Here is a 23,654-nt window from a genome sequence, read left to right as displayed (position 1 = left end):
CGATGGAGTCCGGCGTGGTCACATGGTACAGAGGCTGGTTAGGTTTACCTAAGTACGGGCCGGCCCGAGCCAGGAGGAGCCATGTCCGCAGCAGGAGTGCAGCGCGACCCCCGCCCGTCCGTCGTGTCCATGGGGGCGCTGCTCGCCGCGGGCGCGGCCGCCACCGCCGTCTCGACGCCTCCCGTGCGGGAGGTCCCGGAGGCACCCGAGGCCGACCCGTCGGCCGTACGCGAACAGGCCGCCCCGGAGTCCGAGGCGGCCTGAGAGACCTGCGCGCCGATGGGGCCCTGCCCGGCGCGGTAGCCCGTACGGGTGAATCCGCGGTGTCGGTCGGGCCGACCGGCTCGACCGGCTCCACCGGCCCGGTCGGTCAGTCGGTCAGGGGACGACGACGACCTTCGAGTTGATCGTCGCGAAGCCCCACATGGCATCGCCGTCGGTCCGCGCCATCCGGATGCCGCCGGTCTTCTTGCTCTGGTCCGGCTCCGGCATCTGGCCGTCCACCCGGGCGCTGAACCCGACGACGACCCCGTCCGCCGTCGCGAACCGCACGACGTGCTCGATCGGCACCCCGTCCGAGCCGGTGACGGCGCCCGAGCGCGAGTTCACCAGGTACGTGCCCGGCTTCGGGTGCGCCGTGCTGGGCTTGACCGCGAACGACTTCGGCTCCCCGCTCTCGCCGACCAGCCACACCCGCTTCTGGCCCACCGAGTACACGACGCGCGCACCGGTGCCCGATTCGGCCGGCACGGCCACCGGCTTCGCCGGGTCGGCCGCGTGCGCGGAAGCGGCGGGGGAGGGGGCCGCGGGCTGCTGGGCCGAAGCCTTCGGGGGATGCGCGGGCGCGGTCGCCGAGGCCTGGTAACCGAGGAAGCCGACGGCGGCGATCGCCACCACGGTGAGCCCGGCCACGATTCCCGAGCTGCTGCGTGCCACCTTGCTCCACCTCTCCCGTGCTTCCCCTTGGCCGGAGCGCCTGCCGGGCAGCGCCTGCGCGCCCTGGCCCGTAGCTCGGCCGATACCTGGGTCGAAGGTAGCAGCCGGGGTGCCCCGCGACCGGCCGCGAGGGCCCGGGCCCCCGGAGTCGTAGGCTGTTCGCGTGCTCTTGCTCGCTGTAGATACCGCCACGCCCGCCGTCACCGTCGCCCTGCACGACGGCGAGTCCGTCCTCGCCGAGTCGAACCAGGTCGACGCCCGCCGCCACGGGGAGCTCCTGCTGCCCTCCGTCGACAAGGTCCTCGCGGAGGCCGGGCTGAAGCTCGAAGCCCTCACGGGCATCGTCGTCGGCGTCGGCCCCGGCCCCTACACCGGGCTGCGCGTCGGACTCGTCACCGCCTCCACCTTCGCCACCGTGCTCGGCATCCCCGTGCACGGCCTGTGCACCCTCGACGGGCTCGCGTACGCCGCGGGCGCCGCCGGGATCGAGGGCCCCTTCACCGTCGCCACCGACGCGCGGCGCAAGGAGGTCTACTGGGCCCGGTACGAGGACCCGCGCACGCGCGTCGGCGAGCCCGCCGTCGACCGGCCGGCCGACATCGCCGAGCGGGTCGCGGGCGTGCCCGCGGTGGGCCAGGGCGCGCGCCTGTACCCCGAGGTCTTCCCGGACGCCCGCGAGCCCGAGCACCAGTCGGCGGCCGCGCTCGCGGCCCTGGCCGCCGAGCGGCTCGCCGCCGGGGCGGAGTTCCTGCCAGCGACCCCGCTCTACCTGCGCCGGCCCGACGCGCAGGTGCCCAAGAACTACAAGGTGGTCACCCCGCAGTGACGGCACCGACAGCGGTACTGCGCGAGATGCGCTGGTGGGACATCGAGCCGGTGCTGGAGCTGGAACACGAGCTGTTCCCCGAGGACGCCTGGTCCGCGGGCATGTTCTGGTCCGAGCTCGCCCACGCCCGCGGCCCGCACGCCACTCGCCGCTACGTGGTCGCCGAAATCCCGCCCGACGGCGGCTCCGCCGCGGGCGGGCCGGGCCGCCTCGTCGGCTACGCCGGACTGGCCGCCGCCGGCGACCTGGCCGACGTACAGACCATCGCGGCCGCGCGCGACCAGTGGGGGACCGGGCTCGGCGCCCGGCTCCTCACCGACCTGCTGCGCGCCGCCACCGCCTTCGAGTGCGCCGAGGTGCTGCTGGAGGTGCGGGTGGACAACACCCGTGCCCAGAAGCTCTACGAGCGCTTCGGCTTCGAGCCGATCGGCTTCCGGCGGGGCTACTACCAGCCCGGCAACGTGGACGCCCTCGTGATGCGCCTGACCGACCCCGCACAAGCGACGACTGAAAGCACTGAGAGCAATGGCTGACGAACCGCTCGTCCTCGGCATCGAGACCTCCTGCGACGAGACCGGCGTCGGCGTGGTCCGCGGCACCACCCTGCTGGCCGACGCGATCGCCTCCAGCGTCGACGAGCACGCCCGCTTCGGCGGCGTCGTGCCCGAGGTGGCCTCCCGGGCGCACCTGGAGGCGATGGTCCCGACCATCGAGCGCGCCCTGAAGGAGGCCGGGGTCAGCGCCCGCGACCTCGACGGCATCGCCGTCACCGCGGGTCCCGGCCTCGCGGGAGCCCTGCTGGTGGGCGTCTCGGCGGCCAAGGCGTACGCGTACGCGCTCGGCAAGCCGCTGTACGGGGTGAACCACCTGGCCTCGCACATCTGCGTGGACCAGCTGGAGCACGGGCCGCTGCCGGAGCCCACCATGGCGCTGCTGGTGTCCGGCGGCCACTCCTCGCTGCTGCTCGCCCCGGACATCACCTCCGACGTACGGCCGCTGGGCGCGACCATCGACGACGCGGCGGGCGAGGCCTTCGACAAGATCGCGCGCGTGCTGCAGCTGGGCTTCCCCGGCGGACCGGTCATCGACCGGCTCGCCCGCGAGGGCGACCCGAAGGCGATCAACTTCCCGCGCGGGCTGACGGGGCCGCGCGACGCGGCGTACGACTTCTCCTTCTCCGGGCTCAAGACGGCGGTCGCCCGCTGGATCGAGGCGAAGCGGAACGCCGGCGAGGAGGTGCCGGTGCGCGATGTGGCGGCGTCCTTCCAGGAGGCCGTGGTGGACGTGCTGACCCGCAAGGCGATCCGTGCATGCAAGGACGAGGGCGTCGACCACCTGATGATCGGCGGCGGTGTGGCGGCCAACTCCCGGCTGCGCTCGCTGGCGCAGGAGCGCTGCGACGACGCGGGGATCATCCTGCGGGTGCCGCGGCCGAAGCTGTGCACGGACAACGGCGCGATGGTGGCGGCACTGGGCGCGGAGATGGTCAAGCGGAACCGGCCGGCCTCGGACTGGGACCTGTCGGCGGACTCCTCGCTGCCGGTGACGGACCCGCACGTGCCGGGCTCCGCCCCCGCGCACGCACACTCCCACGACCACGACCACGTGCACGAGTTGAGCAAGGACAACCTCTACTGATGAGCACCGTCGCACTGATGTGGGAGGCCCGGGCCGCCACCGGGCGGGGCAACGAGCTGCTGGAGTGGGCCCGTTCGCAGGTGCTGGAGCGCGAGCCGGTCCGCCGCGAGCTGCTGCGCGCCCCGCAGGACCGGGTGCTGGTCGTCACCTGGTGGGAGGCGGCCGAGGGCGTGGCGGCGGAGCTGCCCGAACTCCCGGAGCCCGCAGCAGATCTGATCACCCGTCCGGTGCACCGCTGGCGGTTCGAGTCGGTGGAGACCAGCGGAACCTGACATGCGCGAGGCGTGCTCCAGAGATGCGTGAGCGGGGCTGGGGCCCGCTGCCGTTATCGTCATGAGCATGCCTCGCCGTGACCTGCCGCCTCCACCGCCTCCGGCCCACTTGCGCGACTGGCTGGACGAGAACGCCGTGCGCGCCGACCGGGCCCGCTTCCTGAAGGACCTGGGCCGGCGCAGCCTGGGCCTGGGGCGGCTGCTGCTGCTCTGGGCCGTCGCCGCCGTCTTCGCGCTCGGCTGGTCCTTCGTGGCCATGGCCCTGATGTCCTTCGAGACGCCGGGCGACCCGCTCTCGTACGTCTTCGGCCTCATCTTCGGCCTGCTCGGCGCGGGCGTGCTGATCCCGGCGGGGTTCTGGTTCGCCCGCGGCGCCCGGCGGGACCGGCTGGTCCACCACCTGCTGTGCGCCTGGGCCGAATCGGACCGCGATCCGGCCGCCGACGCCCGGGTCCGCGCCCCGGGGCTGAGCCTGACCTGGCTGCTCGCCTCCTTCGCACTGGGCGCGCTCGGGCTGTACGTGACCTTCGGCACGGCGGCCTCGGCCCGCCCGGGGGCCACCACGTACGGGGAGGTCACGTACTTCATGGGCCTCGGCATGATCCTGTGGATCACCGGCCTGCTGGGCCTCGGCAAGGCCGGCGCGCACTACCGGTGGGCGGTGCGCGCCTTCCGGGGCGGCGCCGGCGGCGCTACGGCGCGCTGACGGGCGAGCCGATCAGCATCGACGGGGCTCCGGCGACCCGGGTCAGGAAGACGGTCGCGGAGTTCGGCCCCTGCGGCTTGACCTTCTTGCGCAGCTCCTCGGGCTCGATGGCCGACCCGCGCTTCTTGACGGTCAGGATGCCGACCCCGCGCTCGCGCAGCAGGGCCTTCAGCTTCTTGAGGCCGAACGGCAGCACGTCGGTGATCTCGTACGCGGTGGCGTACGGCGTCGCGCGCAGCTCGTCGGCGGTGACGTACGCGATGGTCGGGTCGATGAGCCGGCCGCCCAGCTGCTCGGCGACCTCGGCGACGAGGTGGGCGCGGATCACGGCGCCGTCGGGCTCGTAGAGGTAGCGGCCGACCGGCCCGGCCCCGGGATCGGGCAGCGGATCGGCGGTGTGCAGGGTGCGCGGTCCCGGCAGCAGGGTGGCGCGTACGGTGCCGGGCGCGGTCCCGAACCACAGCACGGCCTCCTTCACGTCCCCCTGGTCCGAGATCCACTCGGCCTCGGCCTCGGCCGGCACGGCCTCGTGCGGGATCCCGGGGGCGATCTTGACGGCGGCGTACTTGGCCGTGCGCGCGGCCTCCACGGCCCACGACAGCGGCGGCGAGTAGCCCTCGGGGTCGAAGATCCGGCCGCGGCCCCCTCGCCGGGCCGGGTCGAGGAAGACGGCGTCGTACCCGGAGGTGTCGATGTCGGTCACGTCCGCCTCGCGGACCTCGATCAGCTCCGCCAGCCCCAGCGCCCGGGCGTTGGCGCGGGCGACGGCGACGGTCAGCGGGTCGCGGTCCACGGCCAGGACGCGGATGCCGAGCCGGGCCAGGGCGAGGGCGTCCCCGCCGATCCCGCAGCAGAGGTCCGCGACGCTGCGCACGCCGAGGTCCGCGAGCCGTCCGGCGCGGTACGAGGCCACCGTGGCGCGGGTGGCCATCTCGCCGCCACCGGGCGTGAAGTACATCCGGAAGGCGTCCTCGGCCCCGAACTTCGCCACCGCGCGCTGCCGCAGCCGGGCCTGCCCGAGGGCGGCGGAGACCAGTGCGGCGGGGTGCTCGCGGCGCAGCCGGGTGGCGACGGCGAGCTCCCGGGCCGGGTCGTGGTCGCGGAGCGAGTCGAGGAGGGCGCTGCCCTCGGGGGTGAGGAGCGCGGCGAAGTCTTCGGGGGTCACGCCTCCATTGTCGGTTCCCCGGCCGGCGGGGGTGCGTGTGGGCCGGTCGGAGGAACGTGGCGGCGCGGTGCGCGGTGTCGTCCGGGCGGCGCGCGTGGCGGGTGCCAGGATGCGCTGCTATGCAGCTAGTCGGACAAACGGAACATAAGACGCTTCATGGTCACCGGTCCGCGGCGGGTCCGCGCGGCCGCGTCGGGGTGGCACTGGCCGCACTGCTGGTCGCCGCCCTCGGAACGGGATGCGGCTCCGCCGCCGACTCGGCTCCCGCCCGCAAGGGCGGCAAGGCCGCGGACGCACCCGCGGGCGCCGCGGGCGCGGTCGCGAACCCGGCCGAGCAGCAGAAGGCCGCCCAGCAGGCCCGGATCGCCGCGGCGAAGAAGTGGCGGCTGGCCAAGCCGCCGCTGGCCGCACCGGCCGCCCCGAAGACGAAGCCGGAGATCACCACCCGCGAGGGCTTCGAGGTGGAGGGCCAGGACGAGCTCCCGCCCGTCTTCACCACCGTCCCCACGGAGGACAAGGTCGTCTTCCTGACGATCGACGACGGCGCGGAGAAGGACCCCGAGTTCCTGAAGATGATGCAGGAGCTGAAGATCCCGTACACGGCGTTCCTCAGCGACTACCTCGTCCGCGACAACTACCCGTACTTCAAGCAGATGCAGGCCGCCGGCGTCTCGCTGAACAACCACACGCTCAACCACCGCTACATGCCGGCGCTCTCGTACGACGAGCAGCGCGAGGAGATCTGCGGGCAGCAGGACACGATCCAGAAGCAGTTCGGCAAGCGCCCGACCCTGTTCCGGCCGCCGTACGGCAACTACAACCAGGACACGCTGCGCGCGGCGAAGTCCTGCGGCATCAAGGCGGTCCCGCTGTGGAACGCGGAGGCCTTCGTGAACCGCATGGACTGGCGGGAATGGGACCGCGACCTCCACCCTGGAGACATCATCCTGACTCATTTCCGAGGGCGGGAGGACTGGAAGGGCACGATGCCTGACATGATCCGTCATGTCATGAAGACCGTCACGGACAAGGGGTACGCCGTGGCCCGCCTGGAGGACTACTTGTGAGGTACGCGCGCCGGTTGACAGTCGCAACGCTGGCGGCCGGCGCGCTCGCGCTGTCCCTGACGGGGTGCGGGGGCGGCGCGGACCCGGCCGGGAGGCTGGGCGGCAAGACGCCGGAGGCGACGCCGTCGCCCCCGGCGAGCGGGAAGCAGTCGGCGGCCGCCACCCCGTCGGGGGACGAGGCGTACAAGAAGTGGGGCCTGAAGGCCCCCCTGGAATTCGCCCCGAAGCCGGACCGGAAGCCCTCCCTGCCCCCGGCGGCCCCGGGCAAGGCCCAGGTGGTGAACCGAATACCCGTCGCGCCCGCCGACAAGGTCGTCTTCCTCACCTTCGACGACGGCGCGGAGAAGGACCCCGAGTTCCTCAAGATGGCGGCCGACCTCAAGCTGCCGATCAGCATGTTCCTGACGGACAACATCGCCTCGTCGGACTACGGGCACTTCGAGAAGCTCCGCGACAACGGCTCCGGCAGCACGATCAACAACCACACCCTGTCGCACCCGAACCTCCGGACCCTGCCCTTCGCGGCGCAGAAGAAGGAGATATGCGGCCAGCAGGAACACCTGGAGAAGCGCTTCGGCACCAAGCCGGTCCGCTTCCGCCCGCCGTACGGCAACTACAACGACGACACCCTGAAGGCCGCCTCCGAATGCGGCATCTCGCAGGTGATCCTGTGGCGCGTGTCGATGCAGATCAACAACTTCCAGTACGCCGAGGGCTCCGCCCTCAAGCCGGGCGACATCATCCTGGCCCACTTCCGCGGCCCCTCCGAGCTCAAGGGCTCGACGGAAATCCAGATGACCACCCGCATGCTCCAGCGCATCCAGGAGCAGGGCTACCGCATAGGCCGCCTGGAGGACTACCTCTGACCCGTCACCCGACGCGCCGCAGGGTCCACCGGCGCGAGGGGTGGTGCCGGCGGAGTGTCCGGCCGGCTCCGGGGCTCCTCCACCATCGGAGCGGGGGTCCGCTCCCGCAAGCGGCGGGCGCCGACCCTACCGCTGGTTCCCGCCCGGCAGCGCGTTCTCGGGGTTCTGAGGTACGACCATTGGAGTGATCGTGGTCTCCACCGGACCGCGGGCGTCGGCCTCGCGCTGGCGTTCCGCGCTGTCGCTGATGCGCAGCAGGAGGGCGATCATGATCCAGTTGGCCAGGAGGGACGAGCCGCCCTTCGCCAGGAACGGCAGCGCCTTGCCCGTCAGCGGGATCAGGCCCGTCACGCCGCCCGCCACCACGAAGACCTGGAGCGCCAGCGCCGCCGACAGGCCCACCGCCAGCAGTTTCCCGAACGGGTCCCGTGCGCCCAGCGCCATCCGCAGCCCCCGCTGGACCAGCAGCGCGTACAGGAGCAGCACCGCCATGACCCCGGCCAGCCCGAGCTCCTCGCCCACCGTGGTCAGGATGAAGTCGCTGCGCCCCGCGAAGCCGATCAACTCCGGGTGCCCCATCCCCAGACCCGTCCCGGAGATGCCGCCCGTGCCGAAGCTGAACAGCGCCTGCGCGGACTGGTCCGAGATGACCCCCGGCGGCCGCTCCTTCCAGTAGTACGACAGCGGCTCCAGCCACGCGGCCACGCGCCCCTTGACGTGCGGTTCCGTCGAGCCGACCACGAAGGCCCCGACCCCCGCCATGAGCAGGCCCGTCACGATCCAGCTCGTGCGCTCGGTGGCGACGTACAGCATCACCACGAACACGCCGAAGAAGATCAGCGACGTGCCCAGGTCCCGCTCGAAGACCAGCACGAGCAGCGACACGATCCACACCGTGATGATCGGCCCGAGCTGGCGCATCGGCGGCAGCCGCATCCCCAGGAACTTCCGTCCCGTCAGGGCCAGCGAATCGCGGTGGATGACCAGATAGCCCGCGAAGAAGATCGCGATCATGATCTTCACGAACTCGCCCGGCTGGAGCGAGAACCCGAACAGGATGATCCAGCGCTTCGCCCCGTAGGTGTCCGCGCCGAAGAACGCCGGCGCGATCAGCAGCACCAGCGCGACCGCCATCGTGATGTAGATGAACCGCTGGAGCAGCCGGTGGTCCCGCAGCAGCGCCACCACCGCCAGGCACGCGGCCACGCCGATGACCGTCCACTGCAACTGCCCCGGCGCGTTGGCCTCGCCGCCGTACCGCGCGATGTACGACTGGTCCAGCCGGTGCAGCAGCACCAGCCCCAGCCCCGACAGCAGCATGGCGAGCGGGAAGATCAGCGGATCCGCGTACGCCGCGAACCGGCGCACGCCCAGGTGCCCCACCAGCGCCAGCAGCGTCATGCTGATCGTGAAGCCGGTGAGGTTGGCGGGCAGCTCGCCGTTCATCGCCAGGCCGGCGCTCGCGTGGCCGAAGACGGTGAGGGCGACGACGAAGACGAGGAGCAGCGCCTCGGTCCGGCGGCGTGCGCCGGCCGTCGTGAGGGGCCTCAGTCCACGCACGGGATGCCGCCACCGTCGATGGCGGGGCCGCCGCTCGCGGCCGGGGCCGGGGCGGCGCCGCCCGGTTCCGGAGACGCCCCCGGCGCCTCGCCCGGGCTCGCGCCCGGGCTCGGAGCGGACGCGGAGGCGGAGGCCCCCGGTCCGATCTGCTCGGCAATGAGGCGCTTTATCTTCATATCGTCTACGACGTTTATGTCCTCGCCATGGTTCCTTCCGAACCGCTCCACGGGCAGTGTCGTGAACGCCACTTTCCCGCCGGACAGGTTCTTCGCCTGCTTCACGAACGACAGCAGGTCCCAGCCCTCGTCCGTCACCACGTCCTGCTTCGCGGCGTCGATCAGCTTCATCAGCTTGACCGGATCGGTGAAGGTCCCGGCCGAGTTCAGCTTCTGCGTGGCACCCGCCAGGAAGGCCTGCTGGCGCTTGGTCCGGTCCAGATCGCCCATGTCCAGGCCGTGCCTCTGGCGCACGAAGGCCAGGGACTGCCGACCGTTCAGGGTCTGACGGCCCGCCGGGAAGTCGGCGCCCGAGTACGTGTCGCGCACCGGCTTCTTCAGGCACACCGGCACGCCGCCCAGCGCGTCCGCCAGGTGGTGGAAACCGGCCAGGTTGAGCTCGGCGAAGTGATCGACCGGGACGCCCAGGAAGTTCCGGACCGTCTCGATCTGCGCCGCGCGGCCGGCCTCCCGCCCCTCGCGCTCCAGCTGTCGCCGGTCCTTGACCCCCCGGGCCGAGAGCCGCTCCTCCTCCTTGGCCTTCGCCAGCCCGTACGCCTTCTTGATCTTGTCCTTCCCCAGGCCGCCGGCCAGCTCGACGTAGTCGTCGCGCGGGACCGAGAAGGCCTTCGCCCGGCTGCCGTCGCCGGGAACGTGGAGCAGGATCAGCGTGTTCGCGTTGTAGCCGCCGATGTCGGAGCTGCCGGCGTGCAGTTCGTCGAGGACCTCCTCCGGCAGCTTCTCGCCGTTCTGGTCGCGGCGGCTGTCCAGGCCCATCAGCAGGATGTTGGTGTCCCCGTACCTCGACTTCTCGGCCCCCTGCAGGGCCTTGGAGCTGCCGATGCTGCCGGCGAGGTCCCGGTACGCGTACCAGGCGCCGGCGGCGGCCGTGACCGCCAGCGCGCAGGCGGTCACGAGCAGGGTGCGGGCGATGCGGCGGGGCCGGCGCCCCCGGCGGGGCCGGCGGACGGGGTGGCTGGTCTTCCTCCGGTGCGCGCTCATGCCAGTCGATGGTGCGGGAGGTGCGCTGAAGGAGTCCTGAGGGTCCTGAAAGGGCCTTCAGGACTCCCGGCCCGGGACTGCGGAGTCGCGGGCCACCGGTACGCGCAGGACGAGGCGGACGCCCCCGCCCGCCCCCGACGGCAGCGCACGCGCCTCGCCGCCGTGCGCGCGGGCGATCTCGCGCACGATGGCCAGGCCCAGCCCCGTACCGCCGCCCGCGCGCCCGCGGTCCGGGTCCAGGCGGACGAAGCGCTCGAAGACCCGGTCGCGGTCCGCCGCCGGGATGCCGGGGCCGTCGTCCTCGACCTCCAGCACCGCCCAGTCGCAGCCGCCGGCCGGCGGCGCCGGCTCGGTGGCCGCCCGTACGACCACCCCCGTACGGGCGTGCCGCAGCGCGTTGTCCACCAGGTTGGCCAGCGCCCGCTCCAGCCGCGCCGGATCCCCGGACGCCGGTACGGGCGCCCGCGCGTCCAGCCGCAGCGGAACCCGGGGGGCCGGGCGCCGGGCCAGGTCCTCCGCTGCCAGCAGCGCCAGGTCCACCGGCTCGGTCCGGGGCGCGGGGCAGCCGTCGAGGCGGGCCAGCAGCAGCAGGTCCGCCGCGATGCGCTGGAGCCGCTCGGTGTCGGCCAGCGCGGCCGCGACCGACTCCCGGTCGGGGCGGCCCTGGGCCAGCGCCACCTCCAGCCGGGAGCGGACCGCGGCCAGCGGGTTGCGCAGTTCGTGCGAGGCGTCCGCGGTGAACTGCCGCTGCCGGGCGTCGGACCGCTCCAGCCGGTCGAGCGTGTCGTTGACGGTCCGGGCCAGCTGGGCGATCTCGTCCGCCCCGCCGGGGTCCGGCACACGGCGGTCCAGCTCGCTGGAGGTGACCGCCGCGAGCTCGGTCCGGATCGCGGTGACGGGGCGCAGGGCGTGCCCCGTCACCCACCAGGCGAGGGCCGCCGCGAAGCCGATCAGCGGGGGTGCGCCGGCCAGCAGGCCGAGGGCGATGGCGCGGGTCGCGTCGTCCACGTCGCCGAGCACGGTGACGGCGTACACCTCGTGCCCGCCCGGCGCCTCGACCGCGACCACCGCACGGCGTTCCGCGCCGGGGCGCGCGGGCGGGAGCACGGCGGAGCGGGAGTCCTCGCCGGAGGCGCCGGGCCCACCGGACGCGCCCGGTGCGGGCGGGCGCAGGCCGCCGAGGTCGGGGGCGTCCCCGAGGTCCCCGGTGGAGGCGACGGTCCGCCCCTGCGCGTCCCGTACGAGGACCAGGTCCACCCCGCTCTCCGGCGCGGGCAGCCGCCCGCCGGGGAAGGCGTGGCCGCCGAGCTGGGCGGCGACCTTGCGGGCGGCGAGCTCGGTGCGGCCGGTGGTGTTGTCGAGGAGGTTGGCCCGGAGCAGGGTGTACAGCCAGAGCCCGCCGGCCCCGAGCACGGTGGCCATGGCGAGCGCGGCGGCCAGTGCGGCCCGCCGGCGCAGCGGTCCCCGGCTCGTCCCGGGGGGTGCCTTGCGCGGCGTGCCGGGGCGGCCCGCGGGGCGTCCCCTAACCGCCATCGGGGGCCATGCGGTAGCCGGTGCCGTGGACGGTGAGGATCGAGCGGCGGCCGAAGGGGGCGTCGATCTTCTTGCGCAGCGAGGAGACGTACACCTCGACGATGTTCGGGTCGATGGCGTGCGGGGTGTCCCAGACCTCGTCCAGGATGTCCTGCTTGGAGACGGCCCGGCCGGGCTGCTCCATGAGGCACGCGAGGACGCCGAGCTCGCGGGCGGTGAGCTCGATGTCCTGCGCGCCGCGGCGGCAGCGGCGCCCGGCGGGTTCGAGGACGAGGTCGCCGGCCTGGAGGGTGGGGTGGGGGTCGGCGGTGGCGGCCGCCCGCCGGGCCAGGGCGCGGAGCCGGGCGGCCAGAACCACGAACGAGAACGGCTTGGTGAGGTAGTCGTCGGCGCCGGAGTCGAGGCCTTCGGCCTCGTCGTGCTCGCCGTCCCTGGCGGTCAGCATGAGGACGGGCGTGGGGTCGCCGTCGGCCCGCAGCCGGGCGCAGATCTCGTACCCGCCGAGTCCGGGCAGCATCAGGTCGAGCAGGACGGCGTCGTAGGAGCCGGTGCGGGCGAGCTCCAGCCCGCGGTGGCCGTCGTGGGCGAGGTCGACCCAGTGCCCGTCGGCGCAGAGGCCGCGCCGCAGTGACTCGGCGAGGCCCTCTTCGTCTTCGACCACGAGTATCCGCACGCCCCCAACTGTCACATACCGCCCACCCGGGGCCCCGGACGGCGCCCGGGGAGGGGGTCGCGGAGCTCCGGGGAGCCCCCCGATCCGGACGACCCGGTGGCGTGTGTTGGCACTCCGCTTGACCGAGTGCTAATCGCCGGAATAGTCTCGCACCTGGCACTCGCCACCGGTGAGTGCCAACACAGCGACGGGCAGGTCCGGCACCCGCGACGACGGATCCACCTGGTCGCCACCTCAGACAGTTAGCCCCGTGAGATCTCCGAAGGGGGAGGTCGGATCGTGACGACCACCAGCTCCAAGGTTGCCATCAAGCCGCTCGAGGACCGCATCGTGGTCCAGCCGCTCGACGCCGAGCAGACCACGGCTTCCGGCCTGGTCATCCCGGACACCGCGAAGGAGAAGCCCCAGGAGGGCGTCGTCCTCGCCGTGGGCCCGGGCCGCTTCGAGGACGGCCAGCGTCTTCCGCTGGACGTCAGCGTCGGCGACATCGTGCTGTACAGCAAGTACGGCGGCACCGAAGTGAAGTACAGCGGCGAGGAGTACCTCGTCCTCTCGGCTCGCGACGTGCTCGCGATCATCGAGAAGTAATTCACCGAAGCATTGCTTTGAGCTGCGCCCCTGGTCACCCCGCTGATTGCCGGGCGGCAAGGGGCGCAGTTCGTTAAACCCGAGTTTTCGAGAGGGCTGAACCGCTCCCATGGCGAAGATCCTGAAGTTCGACGAGGACGCCCGTCGCGCCCTCGAGCGCGGCGTCAACAAGCTGGCCGACACGGTGAAGGTGACGATCGGCCCCAAGGGCCGCAACGTCGTCATCGACAAGAAGTTCGGCGCCCCCACCATCACCAACGACGGTGTCACCATCGCCCGCGAGGTCGAGCTGGACGACCCGTACGAGAACCTGGGCGCGCAGCTCGTGAAGGAGGTGGCGACCAAGACCAACGACATCGCGGGTGACGGCACCACCACCGCCACCGTGCTGGCCCAGGCGCTGGTCCGCGAGGGCCTGCGCAACGTCGCCGCCGGCGCCTCCCCGGCCGCCCTGAAGAAGGGCATCGACGCCGCGGTCAAGGCCGTGTCCGAGGAGCTCCTCGCGACCGCCCGTCCGATCGAGGACAAGTCCGACATCGCCGCCGTGGCCGCGCTCTCCGCGCAGGACCAGCAGGTCGGCGAGCTCATCGCCGAGGCGATGGACAAGGTCGGCAAGGACGGTGTCATCACCGTCGAGGAGTCCAACGCCTTCGGCCTGGAGCTGGAGTTCACCGAGGGCATGGCCTTCGACAAGGGCTACCTCTCGCCGTACATGGTCACCGACCAGGAGCGTATGGAGGCCGTCCTCGACGACCCGTACATCCTGATCAACCAGGGCAAGATCTCCTCCATCCAGGACCTCCTGCCGCTGCTCGAGAAGGTCATCCAGGCCGGCGCCTCGAAGCCGCTGCTGATCATCGCCGAGGACGTCGAGGGCGAGGCGCTCTCCACCCTCGTCGTCAACAAGATCCGCGGCACCTTCAACGCGGTCGCCGTCAAGGCCCCCGGCTTCGGCGACCGCCGCAAGGCGATGCTCCAGGACATGGCCACCCTCACCGGTGCCACCGTCATCGCCGAGGAGGTCGGCCTCAAGCTCGACCAGGCCGGTCTGGACGTACTCGGTTCCGCGCGCCGCGTGACCATCTCCAAGGACGACACGACCATCGTCGACGGTGGCGGCAGCCACGACGAGGTCGTCGGCCGCGTCAACCAGATCAAGGCCGAGATCGAGTCCACGGACTCGGACTGGGACCGCGAGAAGCTGCAGGAGCGCCTGGCGAAGCTCGCCGGCGGCGTCTGCGTCATCAAGGTCGGCGCCGCCACCGAGGTGGAGCTCAAGGAGAAGAAGCACCGTCTCGAGGACGCCATCTCGGCGACCCGCGCCGCGGTCGAGGAGGGCATCGTCTCCGGCGGTGGCTCCGCGCTCGTCCACGCCGTGAAGGTGCTCGAGGGCAACCTCGGCCTGTCGGGCGACGAGGCCACCGGTGTCGCGGTCGTGCGCCGCGCCGCCGTCGAGCCGCTGCGCTGGATCGCCGAGAACGCCGGCCTCGAGGGCTACGTCATCACCTCGAAGGTCGCCGAGCTCGACAAGGGCCAGGGCTTCAACGCCGCCACCGGCGAGTACGGCGACCTGGTCAAGGCCGGCGTCATCGACCCGGTCAAGGTCACCCGCTCCGCGCTGGAGAACGCCGCTTCCATCGCCTCCCTGCTGCTCACGACCGAGACCCTGGTCGTCGAGAAGCCGGCCGAGGACGAGGGCGACGCCGGTCACGGCCACGGCGGTCACGGCCACAGCCACTGATCGCGCCCCACATCGAGAAGGCCCCGTTCCGCATCGGCGGAACGGGGCCTTCCCGCGAGCGGGGTGCCGTCACATCGCGCCCAGTTCCCTCATCAGGCGCATGGCGTCGTAGTGCCACCAGCCTTCCTTGATCATTCCGTCCTCGCACCGGAAGACCGTCGTGCCGGTCATCGTGCAGTCCTTGCCGGTCGGTGCGATCCCCATGAACTCGCCCTTGTGCTTGCCCTTGAAGGTCCACATCGTGGTGACGTAGTCCTCCTGGGCCATCTGGGCGTCCCGCGTGAAGGTGATGTCGAAGGCGCCGCGCCACATCTGCACGTCCTCGCGGATGCCGTCGCGGCCGACCTTGTCCTCGGGCCGGCTGATGTCGTGGTCCCGGTAGTCCGCCGCGAAGATCTCGTCGATCACGGACATGTCGCCCTTCATCGCGACCTCTTCGTACATGCGGTTCGCGAGCAGCGCGTTGAGGTGCTCGTCGCGGACGACGTCCAGGTTGGTGAACCGGGGCATCCCGTCGCAGAGGGCCATCATCTCCTGGAACATCCTGTCCGTCTCCGGCAGGTGAGAGTTCTTCATGGCCGCTTCGTACGACGGGAATTCGACGACGTCCACGTAGCGCGTGTCGGATTCCCGGTCCTTGCCCACCACGGTGTGGGCCACGGTGCGCTTGCCCTTCGTCTCCGCCAGGTACCGGTCGATGACCTCGTTGACGGCCTCGGGCCTGCTGGTCTCGTAATCGACTATTTGTACGAATGTCATGGCGTACTCCCGCGCTGGATGGGACGTATCCAGTTTAGGGAGATTTCACCCGTTCGGCCGGTTCGGGGACCGGCCTACCCGCGAGTCACTCGGACTACTGGGGGCCGTACTTGCGGCCCGTGCGCGAGGACACCCCGCCCAGCAGCCCGCGCGGCGTCAGCTTCACCAGGCCCATCAGCGCCTTGTACCGCGGATCCGGGACCGAGACCGTCTTCCCGCGCGCCAGGTCGTCCAGGGCCGCCGCCACCAGCTTGTCCGCGTCCAGCCACATCCAGTTGGGGATGTTGTCCGTGCCCATGCCGGCCCGCTGGTGGAACTCGGTGCGGACGAAGCCCGGGCACAGTGCCATCAGCCGCACGCCCGATCCGGACAGGTCCCGCGCCGCACCCTGCGTGAACTGCACGACCCAGGCCTTGCTCGCCCCGTACGTCCCGCGCGGTACGAACGCCGCCACCGAGGCCACGTTGACGACTCCGCCGCGGCCGCGCGAGCGCATCGATCCGGTGGCCGCCGAGGTCAGCCGCAGGACCGCCTCGACGTGCACCTTCAGCATGGTCAGCTCGTCGGCCATGGAGACTTCGAGGTAGCGGCCCTTGTTGCCGAAGCCCGCGTTGTTGACCAGCAGGTCCACCGGGTGCGTACGGTCGCCCAGGCGCCGCTCGACCGCCGCGATGCCCTCGTCGGCGGACAGGTCGGCGGCCAGCACCTCGGCCTCGATGCCGTGCCGGTCGTGCAGCTCGGTGGCCTGCTCGGCGAGCCGCTTCGTGTCCCGGGCCACCAGCACGAGGTTGTGGCCCTGGGCGGCGAGCCGCCGGGCGAATGCGGCGCCGATGCCCGCCGTGGATCCCGTAATCAACGCAGTCGTCATGAACGCAACCTAGCCGCCCCCGGCGACAGCTCAAGGGGAGCCCGCCGGGCGGTACACCTTCGTGATCGTCGGGCCCGCGAACCGTCGCTTCCCGCTGCGGAACGGCTACTTCCGGCTACGAACGCCCTGCTCCCGGCCGTGTGCGCCCTTACTTCCCTACTACTGCCCGTACTTCTCCAGATGCGCGAGAGCCGTCTCGTGCCACTGCGCAGCCATCGCCGGGCCCGCCGCCCGCGTGCGCGCGAGGAGCGACCGGTCGGTGGTGAAGGCCCGGAACCAGAGCTCCACCGTCACGTCGTGGTCGGGGCGGTGGAGGATCTCGACGGGGTCGCCGGGGGAGACCGGCCCCTCCCGGAGCACGCGCAGGTACGCACCCGGCCGCGCGGCCAGCGTGTACCGCTTGACCCAGCCCTTCTCGCCGAGCGCGCCCTGGAAGGTGCGGCACGGGATGCGCGCCGACGCCACCTCGAGGACGAGCCCGCCCGTACCGACCCGCCAGCGCTCGCCGAGCAGCGCGCCCGTCAGCTCCAGGCCGGAGGTGGTGAGGTTCTCGCCGAAGAGCCCGGCGGGCAGTTCGCGGTCCAGCTCGCCCTCCCACCAGTCGAGGTCCTCGCGCGCGTAGGCGTACACGGCCTGGTCGTCCCCGCCGTGGTGGCGCAGGTCGCAGACGGCGTCGCCCTCGAGGCCGCTCGCGCCGACGCCCTTGGGGCCGGGCGGGAACACGTGGACCGGACCGGGTACGGGCCGCTTGCCGATGCCGGTCATCCCGCCTTCCGCGTCGGTGTGGTCGACGGCCGTCGCGCGGCCGAGGTTCACGGAGGCGACGTGCGGGGGAGCCGCGGGGAACAGAGCCATGGGGAGCACGGTAACCCAGCCGCCTCAAAGGGGCGTGGGAATATTGGCGCCGGGCTCAAAGTCGGGCTTATGCTCGAAGGATGATCGAGGCACGTCATCTCCGGGTGCTGCGCGCCGTCGCCGGCACCGGGTCCTTCTCCGCCGCCGCCCGCGAGCTCGGCTGCACCCAGCCCGCCGTCTCCCAGCAGATGAAGGCGCTGGAGCAGTCGGCCGGCACCCCGCTGCTCGTCCGGGCCGGCCGCGAGATGCGGCTGACGCAGGCCGGTACGGCCCTGGTCCGGCACGCCGCCGGCATCCTCGCCGGGCTGACCGCCGCAGAGGAGGAGGTCGCGGCCATCGCCGGGCTGCGCGCGGGCCGGGTCCGGCTGGTGTCCTTCCCCAGCGGCAGCTCCACGCTGGTGCCGACCGCGCTGGCCGCGATGCGCGCCGAGCACCCCGGCACCCGGATCTCGCTGGTCGAGGCGGAGCCGCCGCGGTCGGTGGAGATGCTGCGCGAGGGTGACTGCGACCTGGCGCTGGCCTTCCGGTACGGCTCGGCCTCCCCCTCGGGCGGCGGCTCGGCCGCCGAGGGCGAGTGGGAGGACCTCGTCGTGCGGCCGCTGCTCACGGACCGGCTCGTCGGGCTGGTCCCCGAGGGGCACCGGCTGGCGGGGGCCGAGCGGGTGGGCATGGCGGAACTGGCCGACGAGCCCTGGATCGCCGGCTGCCCGCGCTGCCGGCGCCATCTGGTGGAGGTGTGCGAGGAGGTGGGCTTCACCCCGCGCATCGACTTCGCGACCGACGACTACCCGGCCGTGGTCGGCCTGGTCGGCGCCGGGCTGGGCGTCGCCGTACTGCCGGAGCTGGCGGTGGAGTCCGTACGGGCCAAGGGCGTGAGCACGGTGGCCGTGGAGCCCGCGGTGGAGCGGGAGGTCGTCGCGCTGACCCTGCCCGACCTGGCGCGCGTACCGGCCGTGGCGGCGACCCTGGCCGAACTGGAGCGGGCCGCCACGCGTTGACCGCACCCTGTACGACGTCGGCTCGACGTACGGCGGTACGGCCAATCGCGTGACGTTCCGGGCCGGGTCCGGTCCGCGTGCAGGCTGGGGAAACGTTCCTTCGAACGTTTCGGCGAACCGTGGATCAGTGCGGCGGAAGGGGTCCGATCGTGCTCGACGCGGGGATCAGGCGGTGGCGCGCGCGTCCCATCAGTTCTTCGCGCTCGTCTTCGGTGAGGCCGCCCCACACCCCGTAGGGCTCGCGGACGGCCAGTGCGTGCGCGGCGCATTCCGAGCGCACCGGGCATCTCATGCAGACCTCTTTAGCCGAGGCCTCGCGCGCACTCCTCGCCGCGCCCCGCTCGCCTTCCGGGTGGAAGAAGAGGGAGCTGTCGACCCCCCGGCAGGCGGCCAGCAGCTGCCAGTCCCAGAGGTCGGCGTTCGGTCCGGGGAGGCGGGAGAAATCTGCCATGGGTAGTCCTCTTGGTGCCGGTACTGAGACGGATACGGTCCAAGTCTCCACACCTACTGTCGTAGTAGATGTAAATATGACTCATTGGGAATCTAGCCTCAGACACGTGCCAAACGGAAGAAAAGCCGCCAAATAGGGCATAGCTCCAGATGGAGGACACGCCGAGAGTGGCACCCGCGTCGTGATCGCTTCCTCACGTAGAGTGCCGAAGGTGTCCGTCCGACCCGTAACTCTTTCGAGTGACCATCGTTGAGAGTGCGAAGGCGGTTGAACCAAGAAGTTCTCGGACAGGTGTCCGGGGGCATCGACCGCACAGGTGACGATACGTACCAGCCTGGAGGCTCAAGGTGACGCGCATCAGCAGCTGCGGAGGGCGGTCATGACTTCCGTCCTCGTCTGCGACGACTCCCCGCTTGCCCGAGAGGCGCTCCGTCGCGCGGTTGCCACCGTGCCCGGCGTCGAGCGTGTGACGACGGCTGCCAACGGCGAGGAAGTCCTCCGCCGCTGGGGTGCCGACCGCTCCGACCTGATTCTGATGGATGTACGGATGCCGGGGCTGGGCGGTGTGGAGACGGTGCGCCGGCTGCTCTCGGCCGATCCGGGCGCCCGCATCATCATGCTGACGGTCGCCGAGGACCTGGACGGGGTGGCCCTCGCGGTCGCCGCCGGCGCCCGGGGCTATCTGCACAAGGACGCCTCGCGCGCCGAACTGCGGGCCACGGTCACCCAGGCACTCGCCGACCCGACCTGGCGACTGGCCCCGCGCCGGCTCCGCTCGGCCGAGATGGGCGCCGCGCCCACGCTCACCGCGCGCGAGATCCAGGTGCTGGAGGGCATGAGTCACGGCCGGTCCAACGCGGAGATCGGGCGCGAGCTCTTCCTCTCCGAGGACACGGTCAAGACGCACGCCCGCCGGCTGTTCAAGAAGCTGGGCGCCTCGGACCGGGCGCACGCCGTGGCGCTCGGATTCCGCTGGGGCCTGGTCCGCTGACCGCGAGGCCGCAGGCCGGACGCTGAGAGCGGTCCCGTCCGCCACCGGCGGGCGGGGCGGCAGGCCGCGCTAGCGGCCGTCCCCGGCCCTCCCGGCGCCCCTGGCCGTCCTCGCGCATGCCCGTCGTGCGCCCGTCGCGGCGTCGTCCGTTCCCGTCCCCCCGTACCCGGTGCGCACCCGGGGATGGGCGGGGCACAATCGGGGGACGTGTCGCTTCGCGCGCGATGCCGCATGCTTGAGGTGTGGCGCATTTTCTGGGATGGGGCCTCGGGGAGTATTCGGTCGAGCGGGAGGGGAGGGCGCAGTGATGAGCTCAGGCGCACCCGCTCATAACGCTTCGACGCACAACACGGGCCGTGGCGGCGCGAATGCTCCGGCGCCAAGGCACCATGGATTGATGCGCGACGACGAGGCCCAGGGGTCACCCACGGCCACAGGCTCCACCGGCGCCGCCAAAAGCGGCAGCGCCGGGGCCGTCAGCGCGCTCGTACGCAGAGCGGTCGAGGGCGACGAGCAGGCGACGCACGATCTGCTCGCCTTCGTGCACCCGCTGGCCATCCGCTACTGCAGGACCCGGCTCTCGCGGCTCCCGGGCGACGCCCGCCACTTCGTGGAGGACCTCGCGCAGGAGGTCTGCGTCGCCGTCCTGATGGCGCTGCCGCGGTACCGGGACACCGGCCGCCCCTTCGAGGCCTTCGTCTTCGCCATCGCCGCACACAAGGTCGCCGACCTGCAGCGGGCCGCCATGCGGCACCCCGGCAGCACGGCCGTGCCCTCCGACGAGATGCCGGAGCGGCCGGACGACTCGCTGGGTCCGGAGGAGCGGGCGCTGCTGAGCAGTGACGCCGCCTGGGCCAAGAAGCTGCTGGCCAACCTTCCGGAGAACCAGCGCGAGCTGCTCGTCCTGCGGGTGGCGGTCGGCCTGACGGCCGAGGAGACCGGGCAGATGCTCGGCATGTCCCCCGGTGCGGTGCGGGTGGCCCAGCACCGCGCGCTCAGCCGGTTGCGGGCGCTCGCCGAGCAGTGAGTTTCGTAGGAACAGACGAAACTTCTCCTTGACCTTGGTCGTGGAATGAGACGCGTCGGGATCCCGTTAGCATGGACATCCGCGCTGAGCAAGACCATTTGGGAAGGTGTCATGACCGCCGACGGAGTGCCCGACAAATTCGCCACGCTCGGACTGACCTACGACGACGTGCTGCTGCTGCCGGGCGCGTCGGACATGTCGCCTGACGCGATCGACACCTCTTCCCTCATCTCGCGCAACGTCCGCGTGAACGTGCCGCTGCTCTCGGCCGCCATGGACAAGGTCACCGAGGCCCGCATGGCCATCGCGATGGCCCGCCAGGGCGGCGTCGGCGTCCTGCACCGCAACCTGTCGATCGCCGACCAGGCCAACCAGGTCGACCTGGTCAAGCGCTCCGAGTCCGGCATGGTCACCGACCCGATCACGGTGCACCCGGACGCGACGCTGGGCGAGGCCGACCAGCTGTGCGCGAAGTTCCGCATCTCCGGCGTCCCCGTCACCGACGCGGCCGGCAAGCTGCTCGGCATCGTGACCAACCGCGACATGGCCTTCGAGTCGGACCGCAGCCGCCAGGTGCGCGAGGTCATGACCCCGATGCCGCTGGTCACGGGCAAGGTGGGGATCTCCGGCGTGGACGCCATGGAGCTGCTGCGCCGCCACAAGATCGAGAAGCTGCCGCTGGTCGACGACGCGGGCATCCTCAAGGGCCTGATCACGGTCAAGGACTTCGTCAAGGCCGAGAAGTACCCGAACGCCGCCAAGGACAAGGACGGCCGCCTCCTGGTCGGCGCCGCGGTCGGCGTCGCCGGTGACGCGTACGACCGCGCCCAGGCGCTGATCGAGGCCGGCGCCGACTTCATCGTCGTCGACACCGCCCACGGCCACTCCCGCCTGGTCGGCGACATGGTCGCCAAGATCAAGTCGAACTCCTCCGTCGACGTCATCGGCGGCAACGTCGCCACCCGCGACGGCGCCCAGGCGCTGATCGACGCCGGCTGCGACGGCATCAAGGTCGGTGTCGGCCCCGGCTCCATCTGCACCACCCGCGTCGTCGCCGGCATCGGCGTCCCGCAGGTCACCGCCATCTACGAGGCCTCCCTCGCCGCGAAGGCGGCCGGCGTCCCGGTCATCGGCGACGGCGGCCTGCAGTACTCCGGCGACATCGCGAAGGCGCTGGTCGCCGGCGCCGACACGGTGATGCTCGGCTCGCTGCTCGCGGGCTGCGAGGAGTCCCCGGGCGAGCTGCTCTTCATCAACGGCAAGCAGTTCAAGTCGTACCGCGGCATGGGCTCGCTCGGCGCGATGCAGTCCCGCGGCGACCAGCGCTCCTTCTCCAAGGACCGCTACTTCCAGGAGGGCGTGGGCGGCGACGACAAGCTCATCCCCGAGGGCATCGAGGGCCAGGTCCCCTACCGCGGCCCGCTCTCCGCGGTCGTGCACCAGCTCGTCGGCGGCCTGCGCCAGTCGATGTTCTACGTCGGCGGCCGCACGGTGCCGGAGCTCCAGGACCGCGGCCGCTTCGTCCGCATCACGTCGGCGGGCCTCAAGGAGAGCCACCCGCACGACATCCAGATGACCGTCGAGGCGCCGAACTACAGCCGCAAGGGCTGAGTCCACAGCGCGTGAAGGGGGCGGGTCCGGCCGGACCCGCCCCCTTGGCGTCGCGTCCGTACGGCGGTCACCGGAACGCGGGGCGCCGGGGTTCGGGGATACTGGACGGGCAGACCCAGAGGAAAGGCCACCACACGTGACTGAGATCGAGATCGGGCGCGGCAAGCGCGGCCGCAGGGCGTACGCGTTCGACGACATCGCCATCGTCCCGAGCCGGCGTACGCGGGACCCGAAGGAGGTCTCGATCGCCTGGCAGATCGACGCCTACCGCTTCGAGCTCCCGTTCCTCGCCGCCCCCATGGACTCGGTCGTCTCCCCGCAGACCGCGATCCGCATCGGCGAGCTCGGCGGCCTCGGCGTGCTGAACCTCGAAGGCCTGTGGACCCGCTACGAGGACCCGCAGCCGCTGCTCGACGAGATCACGGAGCTGGACGAGGAGGCCGCCACCCGCCGCCTCCAGGAGATCTACTCCGCCCCGATCCAGGCGGACCTGATCCGGCAGCGCATCAAGGAGGTCCGCGACTCCGGTGTCGTCACCGCCGCCGCGCTCTCCCCGCAGCGCACCGCCGAGTTCTCCAAGGCCGTCGTGGACGCGGGCGTGGACATCTTCGTGATCCGCGGCACCACCGTGTCGGCGGAGCACGTCTCCGGCGCCGCCGAGCCGCTGAACCTCAAGCAGTTCATCTACGAGCTCGACGTCCCGGTCATCGTCGGCGGCTGCGCCACGTACACCGCGGCCCTGCACCTGATGCGCACCGGCGCGGCGGGCGTCCTGGTCGGCTTCGGCGGCGGCGCCGCGCACACCACGCGCAACGTGCTCGGCATCCAGGTCCCGATGGCGACCGCCGTCGCGGACGTGGCCGCGGCCCGACGCGACTACATGGACGAGTCCGGCGGCCGGTACGTGCACGTCATCGCCGACGGCGGCGTGGGCTGGTCGGGCGACATCCCGAAGGCCGTCGCCTGCGGCGCGGACGCCGTGATGATGGGCTCCCCGCTGGCCCGCGCCACCGACGCGCCCGGCAAGGGCAACCACTGGGGCATGGAGGCCGTCCACGAGGACGTACCGCGCGGCAAGAAGGTCGACCTGGGCACGGTCGGCACCACCGAGGAGATCCTCACCGGCCCGTCGCACACCCCGGACGGCTCGATGAACATCTTCGGCGCCCTGCGCCGTTCGATGGCCACCACGGGCTACAGCGAGCTCAAGGAGTTCCAGCGCGTGGAGGTCACGGTCGCGGACTCCCAGCACCGCCGCTGACCCGCCGCACGTACGCGAGCACGAAGGGCCGGCTCCCCGCATCGG

The 23,654-nt window shown here is 72.1% G+C and carries 25 protein-coding genes; 15 read left to right on the top strand and 10 right to left on the bottom strand.

Annotation, left to right across the window (positions count from 1 at the left end; genetic code table 11):
- Positions 1 to 81 precede the first annotated feature (81 nt).
- On the top strand, positions 82 to 264 hold the full coding sequence (locus ACFY1T_RS03145) for a hypothetical protein (protein ID WP_390786732.1): 183 nt from the start codon (positions 82 to 84) through the stop codon (positions 262 to 264).
- 114 nt (positions 265 to 378) lie between these two features.
- On the opposite strand, the gene ACFY1T_RS03140 is transcribed toward ACFY1T_RS03145, so the two are convergent.
- Positions 379 to 936: a hypothetical protein gene (locus ACFY1T_RS03140; RefSeq protein ID WP_390786731.1), complete on the bottom strand. Its 558-nt coding sequence runs from the start codon at positions 934 to 936 to the stop codon at positions 379 to 381.
- 163 nt (positions 937 to 1,099) lie between these two features.
- On the opposite strand from ACFY1T_RS03140, the gene tsaB reads away from it, so the two are divergent.
- From tsaB to ACFY1T_RS03115, 5 genes are all read left to right on the top strand, one after another.
- Positions 1,100 to 1,762, top strand: a complete 663-nt coding sequence (gene tsaB / locus ACFY1T_RS03135; protein WP_030864363.1) for a tRNA (adenosine(37)-N6)-threonylcarbamoyltransferase complex dimerization subunit type 1 TsaB — start codon at positions 1,100 to 1,102, stop codon at positions 1,760 to 1,762.
- Positions 1,759 to 2,295, top strand: a complete 537-nt coding sequence (gene rimI, locus ACFY1T_RS03130) for a ribosomal protein S18-alanine N-acetyltransferase (RefSeq protein WP_390786730.1) — start codon at positions 1,759 to 1,761, stop codon at positions 2,293 to 2,295. The genes tsaB and rimI overlap by 4 nt, the downstream gene beginning before the upstream one ends.
- Positions 2,288 to 3,400 (top strand): tRNA (adenosine(37)-N6)-threonylcarbamoyltransferase complex transferase subunit TsaD, encoded by a 1,113-nt coding sequence (gene tsaD, locus ACFY1T_RS03125; protein ID WP_390786729.1) that lies wholly within the window; start codon positions 2,288 to 2,290, stop codon positions 3,398 to 3,400. The genes rimI and tsaD overlap by 8 nt, the downstream gene beginning before the upstream one ends.
- Positions 3,400 to 3,672: a hypothetical protein gene (locus ACFY1T_RS03120; protein ID WP_030864357.1), complete on the top strand. Its 273-nt coding sequence runs from the start codon at positions 3,400 to 3,402 to the stop codon at positions 3,670 to 3,672. The genes tsaD and ACFY1T_RS03120 overlap by 1 nt, the downstream gene beginning before the upstream one ends.
- Before the next feature lie 67 nt (positions 3,673 to 3,739).
- Complete coding sequence (locus tag ACFY1T_RS03115; protein ID WP_390786728.1) at positions 3,740 to 4,378, top strand: hypothetical protein; 639 nt, start codon at positions 3,740 to 3,742, stop codon at positions 4,376 to 4,378.
- Here ACFY1T_RS03115 and ACFY1T_RS03110 read toward each other — a convergent pair.
- Positions 4,365 to 5,543, bottom strand: coding sequence for a methyltransferase domain-containing protein (locus ACFY1T_RS03110; RefSeq protein ID WP_390786727.1), 1,179 nt, complete (start codon positions 5,541 to 5,543; stop codon positions 4,365 to 4,367). The two genes, ACFY1T_RS03115 and ACFY1T_RS03110, sit on opposite strands and share 14 nt — an antisense overlap.
- 119 nt (positions 5,544 to 5,662) lie before the next feature.
- Here ACFY1T_RS03110 and ACFY1T_RS03105 point away from each other — a divergent pair, with 119 nt between their 5' ends.
- Both ACFY1T_RS03105 and ACFY1T_RS03100 read left to right on the top strand, forming a co-directional pair.
- Positions 5,663 to 6,610 carry a polysaccharide deacetylase family protein gene (locus ACFY1T_RS03105; protein WP_037846356.1) on the top strand — a complete coding sequence of 316 codons (948 nt, stop codon included), beginning with the start codon at positions 5,663 to 5,665 and terminating at the stop codon, positions 6,608 to 6,610.
- Between the two features lie 14 nt (positions 6,611 to 6,624).
- Positions 6,625 to 7,476 carry a polysaccharide deacetylase family protein gene (locus ACFY1T_RS03100; RefSeq protein ID WP_390786726.1) on the top strand — a complete coding sequence of 284 codons (852 nt, stop codon included), beginning with the start codon at positions 6,625 to 6,627 and terminating at the stop codon, positions 7,474 to 7,476.
- Between the two features lie 126 nt (positions 7,477 to 7,602).
- On the opposite strand, the gene ACFY1T_RS03095 is transcribed toward ACFY1T_RS03100, so the two are convergent.
- The 4 genes from ACFY1T_RS03095 to ACFY1T_RS03080 are packed head-to-tail and all read right to left on the bottom strand — an operon-like array spanning position 7,603 to position 12,459.
- The gene (locus tag ACFY1T_RS03095) at positions 7,603 to 9,036 is read right to left on the bottom strand and encodes an FtsW/RodA/SpoVE family cell cycle protein (RefSeq protein ID WP_390786725.1); all 1,434 of its coding nucleotides are present in this window, start codon (positions 9,034 to 9,036) and stop codon (positions 7,603 to 7,605) included.
- On the bottom strand, positions 9,024 to 10,253 hold the full coding sequence (locus tag ACFY1T_RS03090; RefSeq protein WP_390786724.1) for an LCP family protein: 1,230 nt from the start codon (positions 10,251 to 10,253) through the stop codon (positions 9,024 to 9,026). Before ACFY1T_RS03090 ends, ACFY1T_RS03095 begins: the two co-directional genes overlap by 13 nt.
- A 57-nt stretch (positions 10,254 to 10,310) precedes the next feature.
- Entirely contained in the window at positions 10,311 to 11,786 is a 1,476-nt protein-coding gene (locus ACFY1T_RS03085) for a sensor histidine kinase (RefSeq protein ID WP_390786723.1), read from the bottom strand.
- On the bottom strand, positions 11,776 to 12,459 hold the full coding sequence (locus tag ACFY1T_RS03080) for a response regulator transcription factor (protein WP_390786722.1): 684 nt from the start codon (positions 12,457 to 12,459) through the stop codon (positions 11,776 to 11,778). Before ACFY1T_RS03080 ends, ACFY1T_RS03085 begins: the two co-directional genes overlap by 11 nt.
- Positions 12,460 to 12,738: 279 nt before the next feature.
- Between ACFY1T_RS03080 and groES the strand changes: the two genes are divergently transcribed.
- Both groES and groL read left to right on the top strand, forming a co-directional pair.
- Complete coding sequence (gene groES / locus ACFY1T_RS03075) at positions 12,739 to 13,047, top strand: co-chaperone GroES (RefSeq protein ID WP_030154760.1); 309 nt, start codon at positions 12,739 to 12,741, stop codon at positions 13,045 to 13,047.
- A 109-nt stretch (positions 13,048 to 13,156) separates the two neighbouring features.
- Entirely contained in the window at positions 13,157 to 14,788 is a 1,632-nt protein-coding gene (gene groL / locus ACFY1T_RS03070; RefSeq protein WP_030864329.1) for a chaperonin GroEL, read from the top strand.
- A 69-nt stretch (positions 14,789 to 14,857) separates the two neighbouring features.
- On the opposite strand, the gene ACFY1T_RS03065 is transcribed toward groL, so the two are convergent.
- From ACFY1T_RS03065 to ACFY1T_RS03055, 3 genes are all read right to left on the bottom strand, one after another.
- A complete protein-coding gene (locus ACFY1T_RS03065; protein ID WP_390786721.1) occupies positions 14,858 to 15,547 on the bottom strand; it encodes an ester cyclase in 690 nt (229 codons plus the stop codon).
- Between the two features lie 94 nt (positions 15,548 to 15,641).
- Complete coding sequence (locus ACFY1T_RS03060) at positions 15,642 to 16,415, bottom strand: SDR family NAD(P)-dependent oxidoreductase (protein WP_390786720.1); 774 nt, start codon at positions 16,413 to 16,415, stop codon at positions 15,642 to 15,644.
- Between the two features lie 159 nt (positions 16,416 to 16,574).
- A complete protein-coding gene (locus tag ACFY1T_RS03055; RefSeq protein WP_390786719.1) occupies positions 16,575 to 17,270 on the bottom strand; it encodes an MOSC domain-containing protein in 696 nt (231 codons plus the stop codon).
- A gap of 80 nt (positions 17,271 to 17,350) precedes the next feature.
- Between ACFY1T_RS03055 and ACFY1T_RS03050 the strand changes: the two genes are divergently transcribed.
- The gene (locus ACFY1T_RS03050) at positions 17,351 to 18,268 is read left to right on the top strand and encodes a LysR family transcriptional regulator (RefSeq protein WP_030864320.1); all 918 of its coding nucleotides are present in this window, start codon (positions 17,351 to 17,353) and stop codon (positions 18,266 to 18,268) included.
- 124 nt (positions 18,269 to 18,392) lie between these two features.
- Here the strand turns inward: ACFY1T_RS03050 and ACFY1T_RS03045 are convergent, their stop codons facing one another.
- Complete coding sequence (locus tag ACFY1T_RS03045) at positions 18,393 to 18,719, bottom strand: WhiB family transcriptional regulator (protein ID WP_030864318.1); 327 nt, start codon at positions 18,717 to 18,719, stop codon at positions 18,393 to 18,395.
- Positions 18,720 to 19,098: 379 nt separating this feature from the next.
- On the opposite strand from ACFY1T_RS03045, the gene ACFY1T_RS03040 reads away from it, so the two are divergent.
- The 4 genes from ACFY1T_RS03040 (at position 19,099) to ACFY1T_RS03025 (ending at position 23,609) form a co-directional block, all read left to right on the top strand.
- A complete protein-coding gene (locus ACFY1T_RS03040) occupies positions 19,099 to 19,710 on the top strand; it encodes a response regulator transcription factor (protein WP_003948568.1) in 612 nt (203 codons plus the stop codon).
- Positions 19,711 to 20,107: 397 nt separating this feature from the next.
- Complete coding sequence (locus tag ACFY1T_RS03035) at positions 20,108 to 20,737, top strand: sigma-70 family RNA polymerase sigma factor (RefSeq protein ID WP_030864315.1); 630 nt, start codon at positions 20,108 to 20,110, stop codon at positions 20,735 to 20,737.
- 111 nt (positions 20,738 to 20,848) lie between these two features.
- On the top strand, positions 20,849 to 22,348 hold the full coding sequence (guaB, locus tag ACFY1T_RS03030) for an IMP dehydrogenase (protein ID WP_030864313.1): 1,500 nt from the start codon (positions 20,849 to 20,851) through the stop codon (positions 22,346 to 22,348).
- 136 nt (positions 22,349 to 22,484) lie between these two features.
- Positions 22,485 to 23,609 (top strand): GuaB3 family IMP dehydrogenase-related protein, encoded by a 1,125-nt coding sequence (locus ACFY1T_RS03025; protein ID WP_030864311.1) that lies wholly within the window; start codon positions 22,485 to 22,487, stop codon positions 23,607 to 23,609.
- Positions 23,610 to 23,654: the final 45 nt, after the last annotated feature.

Source organism: Streptomyces sp. NPDC001194 (genome assembly GCF_042896985.1).
Lineage (GTDB): Bacteria > Actinomycetota > Actinomycetes > Streptomycetales > Streptomycetaceae > Streptomyces.
This window is presented reverse-complemented; position numbering and strand designations above follow the sequence as displayed.

What these genes read in the sequence shown, in the direction of transcription:
- ACFY1T_RS03085 (WP_390786723.1), bottom strand. Translation starts at nt 11,786, where the DNA reads ATGGCGGTTAGGGGACGCCCCGCGGGCCGCCCCGGCACGCCGCGCAAG.
- tsaD (WP_390786729.1), top strand. Translation starts at nt 2,288, where the DNA reads ATGGCTGACGAACCGCTCGTCCTCGGCATCGAGACCTCCTGCGACGAG.
- ACFY1T_RS03115 (WP_390786728.1), top strand. Translation starts at nt 3,740, where the DNA reads ATGCCTCGCCGTGACCTGCCGCCTCCACCGCCTCCGGCCCACTTGCGC.
- ACFY1T_RS03050 (WP_030864320.1), top strand. Translation starts at nt 17,351, where the DNA reads ATGATCGAGGCACGTCATCTCCGGGTGCTGCGCGCCGTCGCCGGCACC.
- ACFY1T_RS03065 (WP_390786721.1), bottom strand. Translation starts at nt 15,547, where the DNA reads ATGACATTCGTACAAATAGTCGATTACGAGACCAGCAGGCCCGAGGCC.
- ACFY1T_RS03055 (WP_390786719.1), bottom strand. Translation starts at nt 17,270, where the DNA reads ATGGCTCTGTTCCCCGCGGCTCCCCCGCACGTCGCCTCCGTGAACCTC.
- guaB (WP_030864313.1), top strand. Translation starts at nt 20,849, where the DNA reads ATGACCGCCGACGGAGTGCCCGACAAATTCGCCACGCTCGGACTGACC.
- ACFY1T_RS03045 (WP_030864318.1), bottom strand. Translation starts at nt 18,719, where the DNA reads ATGGCAGATTTCTCCCGCCTCCCCGGACCGAACGCCGACCTCTGGGAC.
- ACFY1T_RS03035 (WP_030864315.1), top strand. Translation starts at nt 20,108, where the DNA reads ATGCGCGACGACGAGGCCCAGGGGTCACCCACGGCCACAGGCTCCACC.
- ACFY1T_RS03040 (WP_003948568.1), top strand. Translation starts at nt 19,099, where the DNA reads ATGACTTCCGTCCTCGTCTGCGACGACTCCCCGCTTGCCCGAGAGGCG.
- ACFY1T_RS03060 (WP_390786720.1), bottom strand. Translation starts at nt 16,415, where the DNA reads ATGACGACTGCGTTGATTACGGGATCCACGGCGGGCATCGGCGCCGCA.
- groL (WP_030864329.1), top strand. Translation starts at nt 13,157, where the DNA reads ATGGCGAAGATCCTGAAGTTCGACGAGGACGCCCGTCGCGCCCTCGAG.
- ACFY1T_RS03145 (WP_390786732.1), top strand. Translation starts at nt 82, where the DNA reads ATGTCCGCAGCAGGAGTGCAGCGCGACCCCCGCCCGTCCGTCGTGTCC.
- ACFY1T_RS03090 (WP_390786724.1), bottom strand. Translation starts at nt 10,253, where the DNA reads ATGAGCGCGCACCGGAGGAAGACCAGCCACCCCGTCCGCCGGCCCCGC.
- ACFY1T_RS03120 (WP_030864357.1), top strand. Translation starts at nt 3,400, where the DNA reads ATGAGCACCGTCGCACTGATGTGGGAGGCCCGGGCCGCCACCGGGCGG.
- ACFY1T_RS03105 (WP_037846356.1), top strand. Translation starts at nt 5,663, where the DNA reads ATGCAGCTAGTCGGACAAACGGAACATAAGACGCTTCATGGTCACCGG.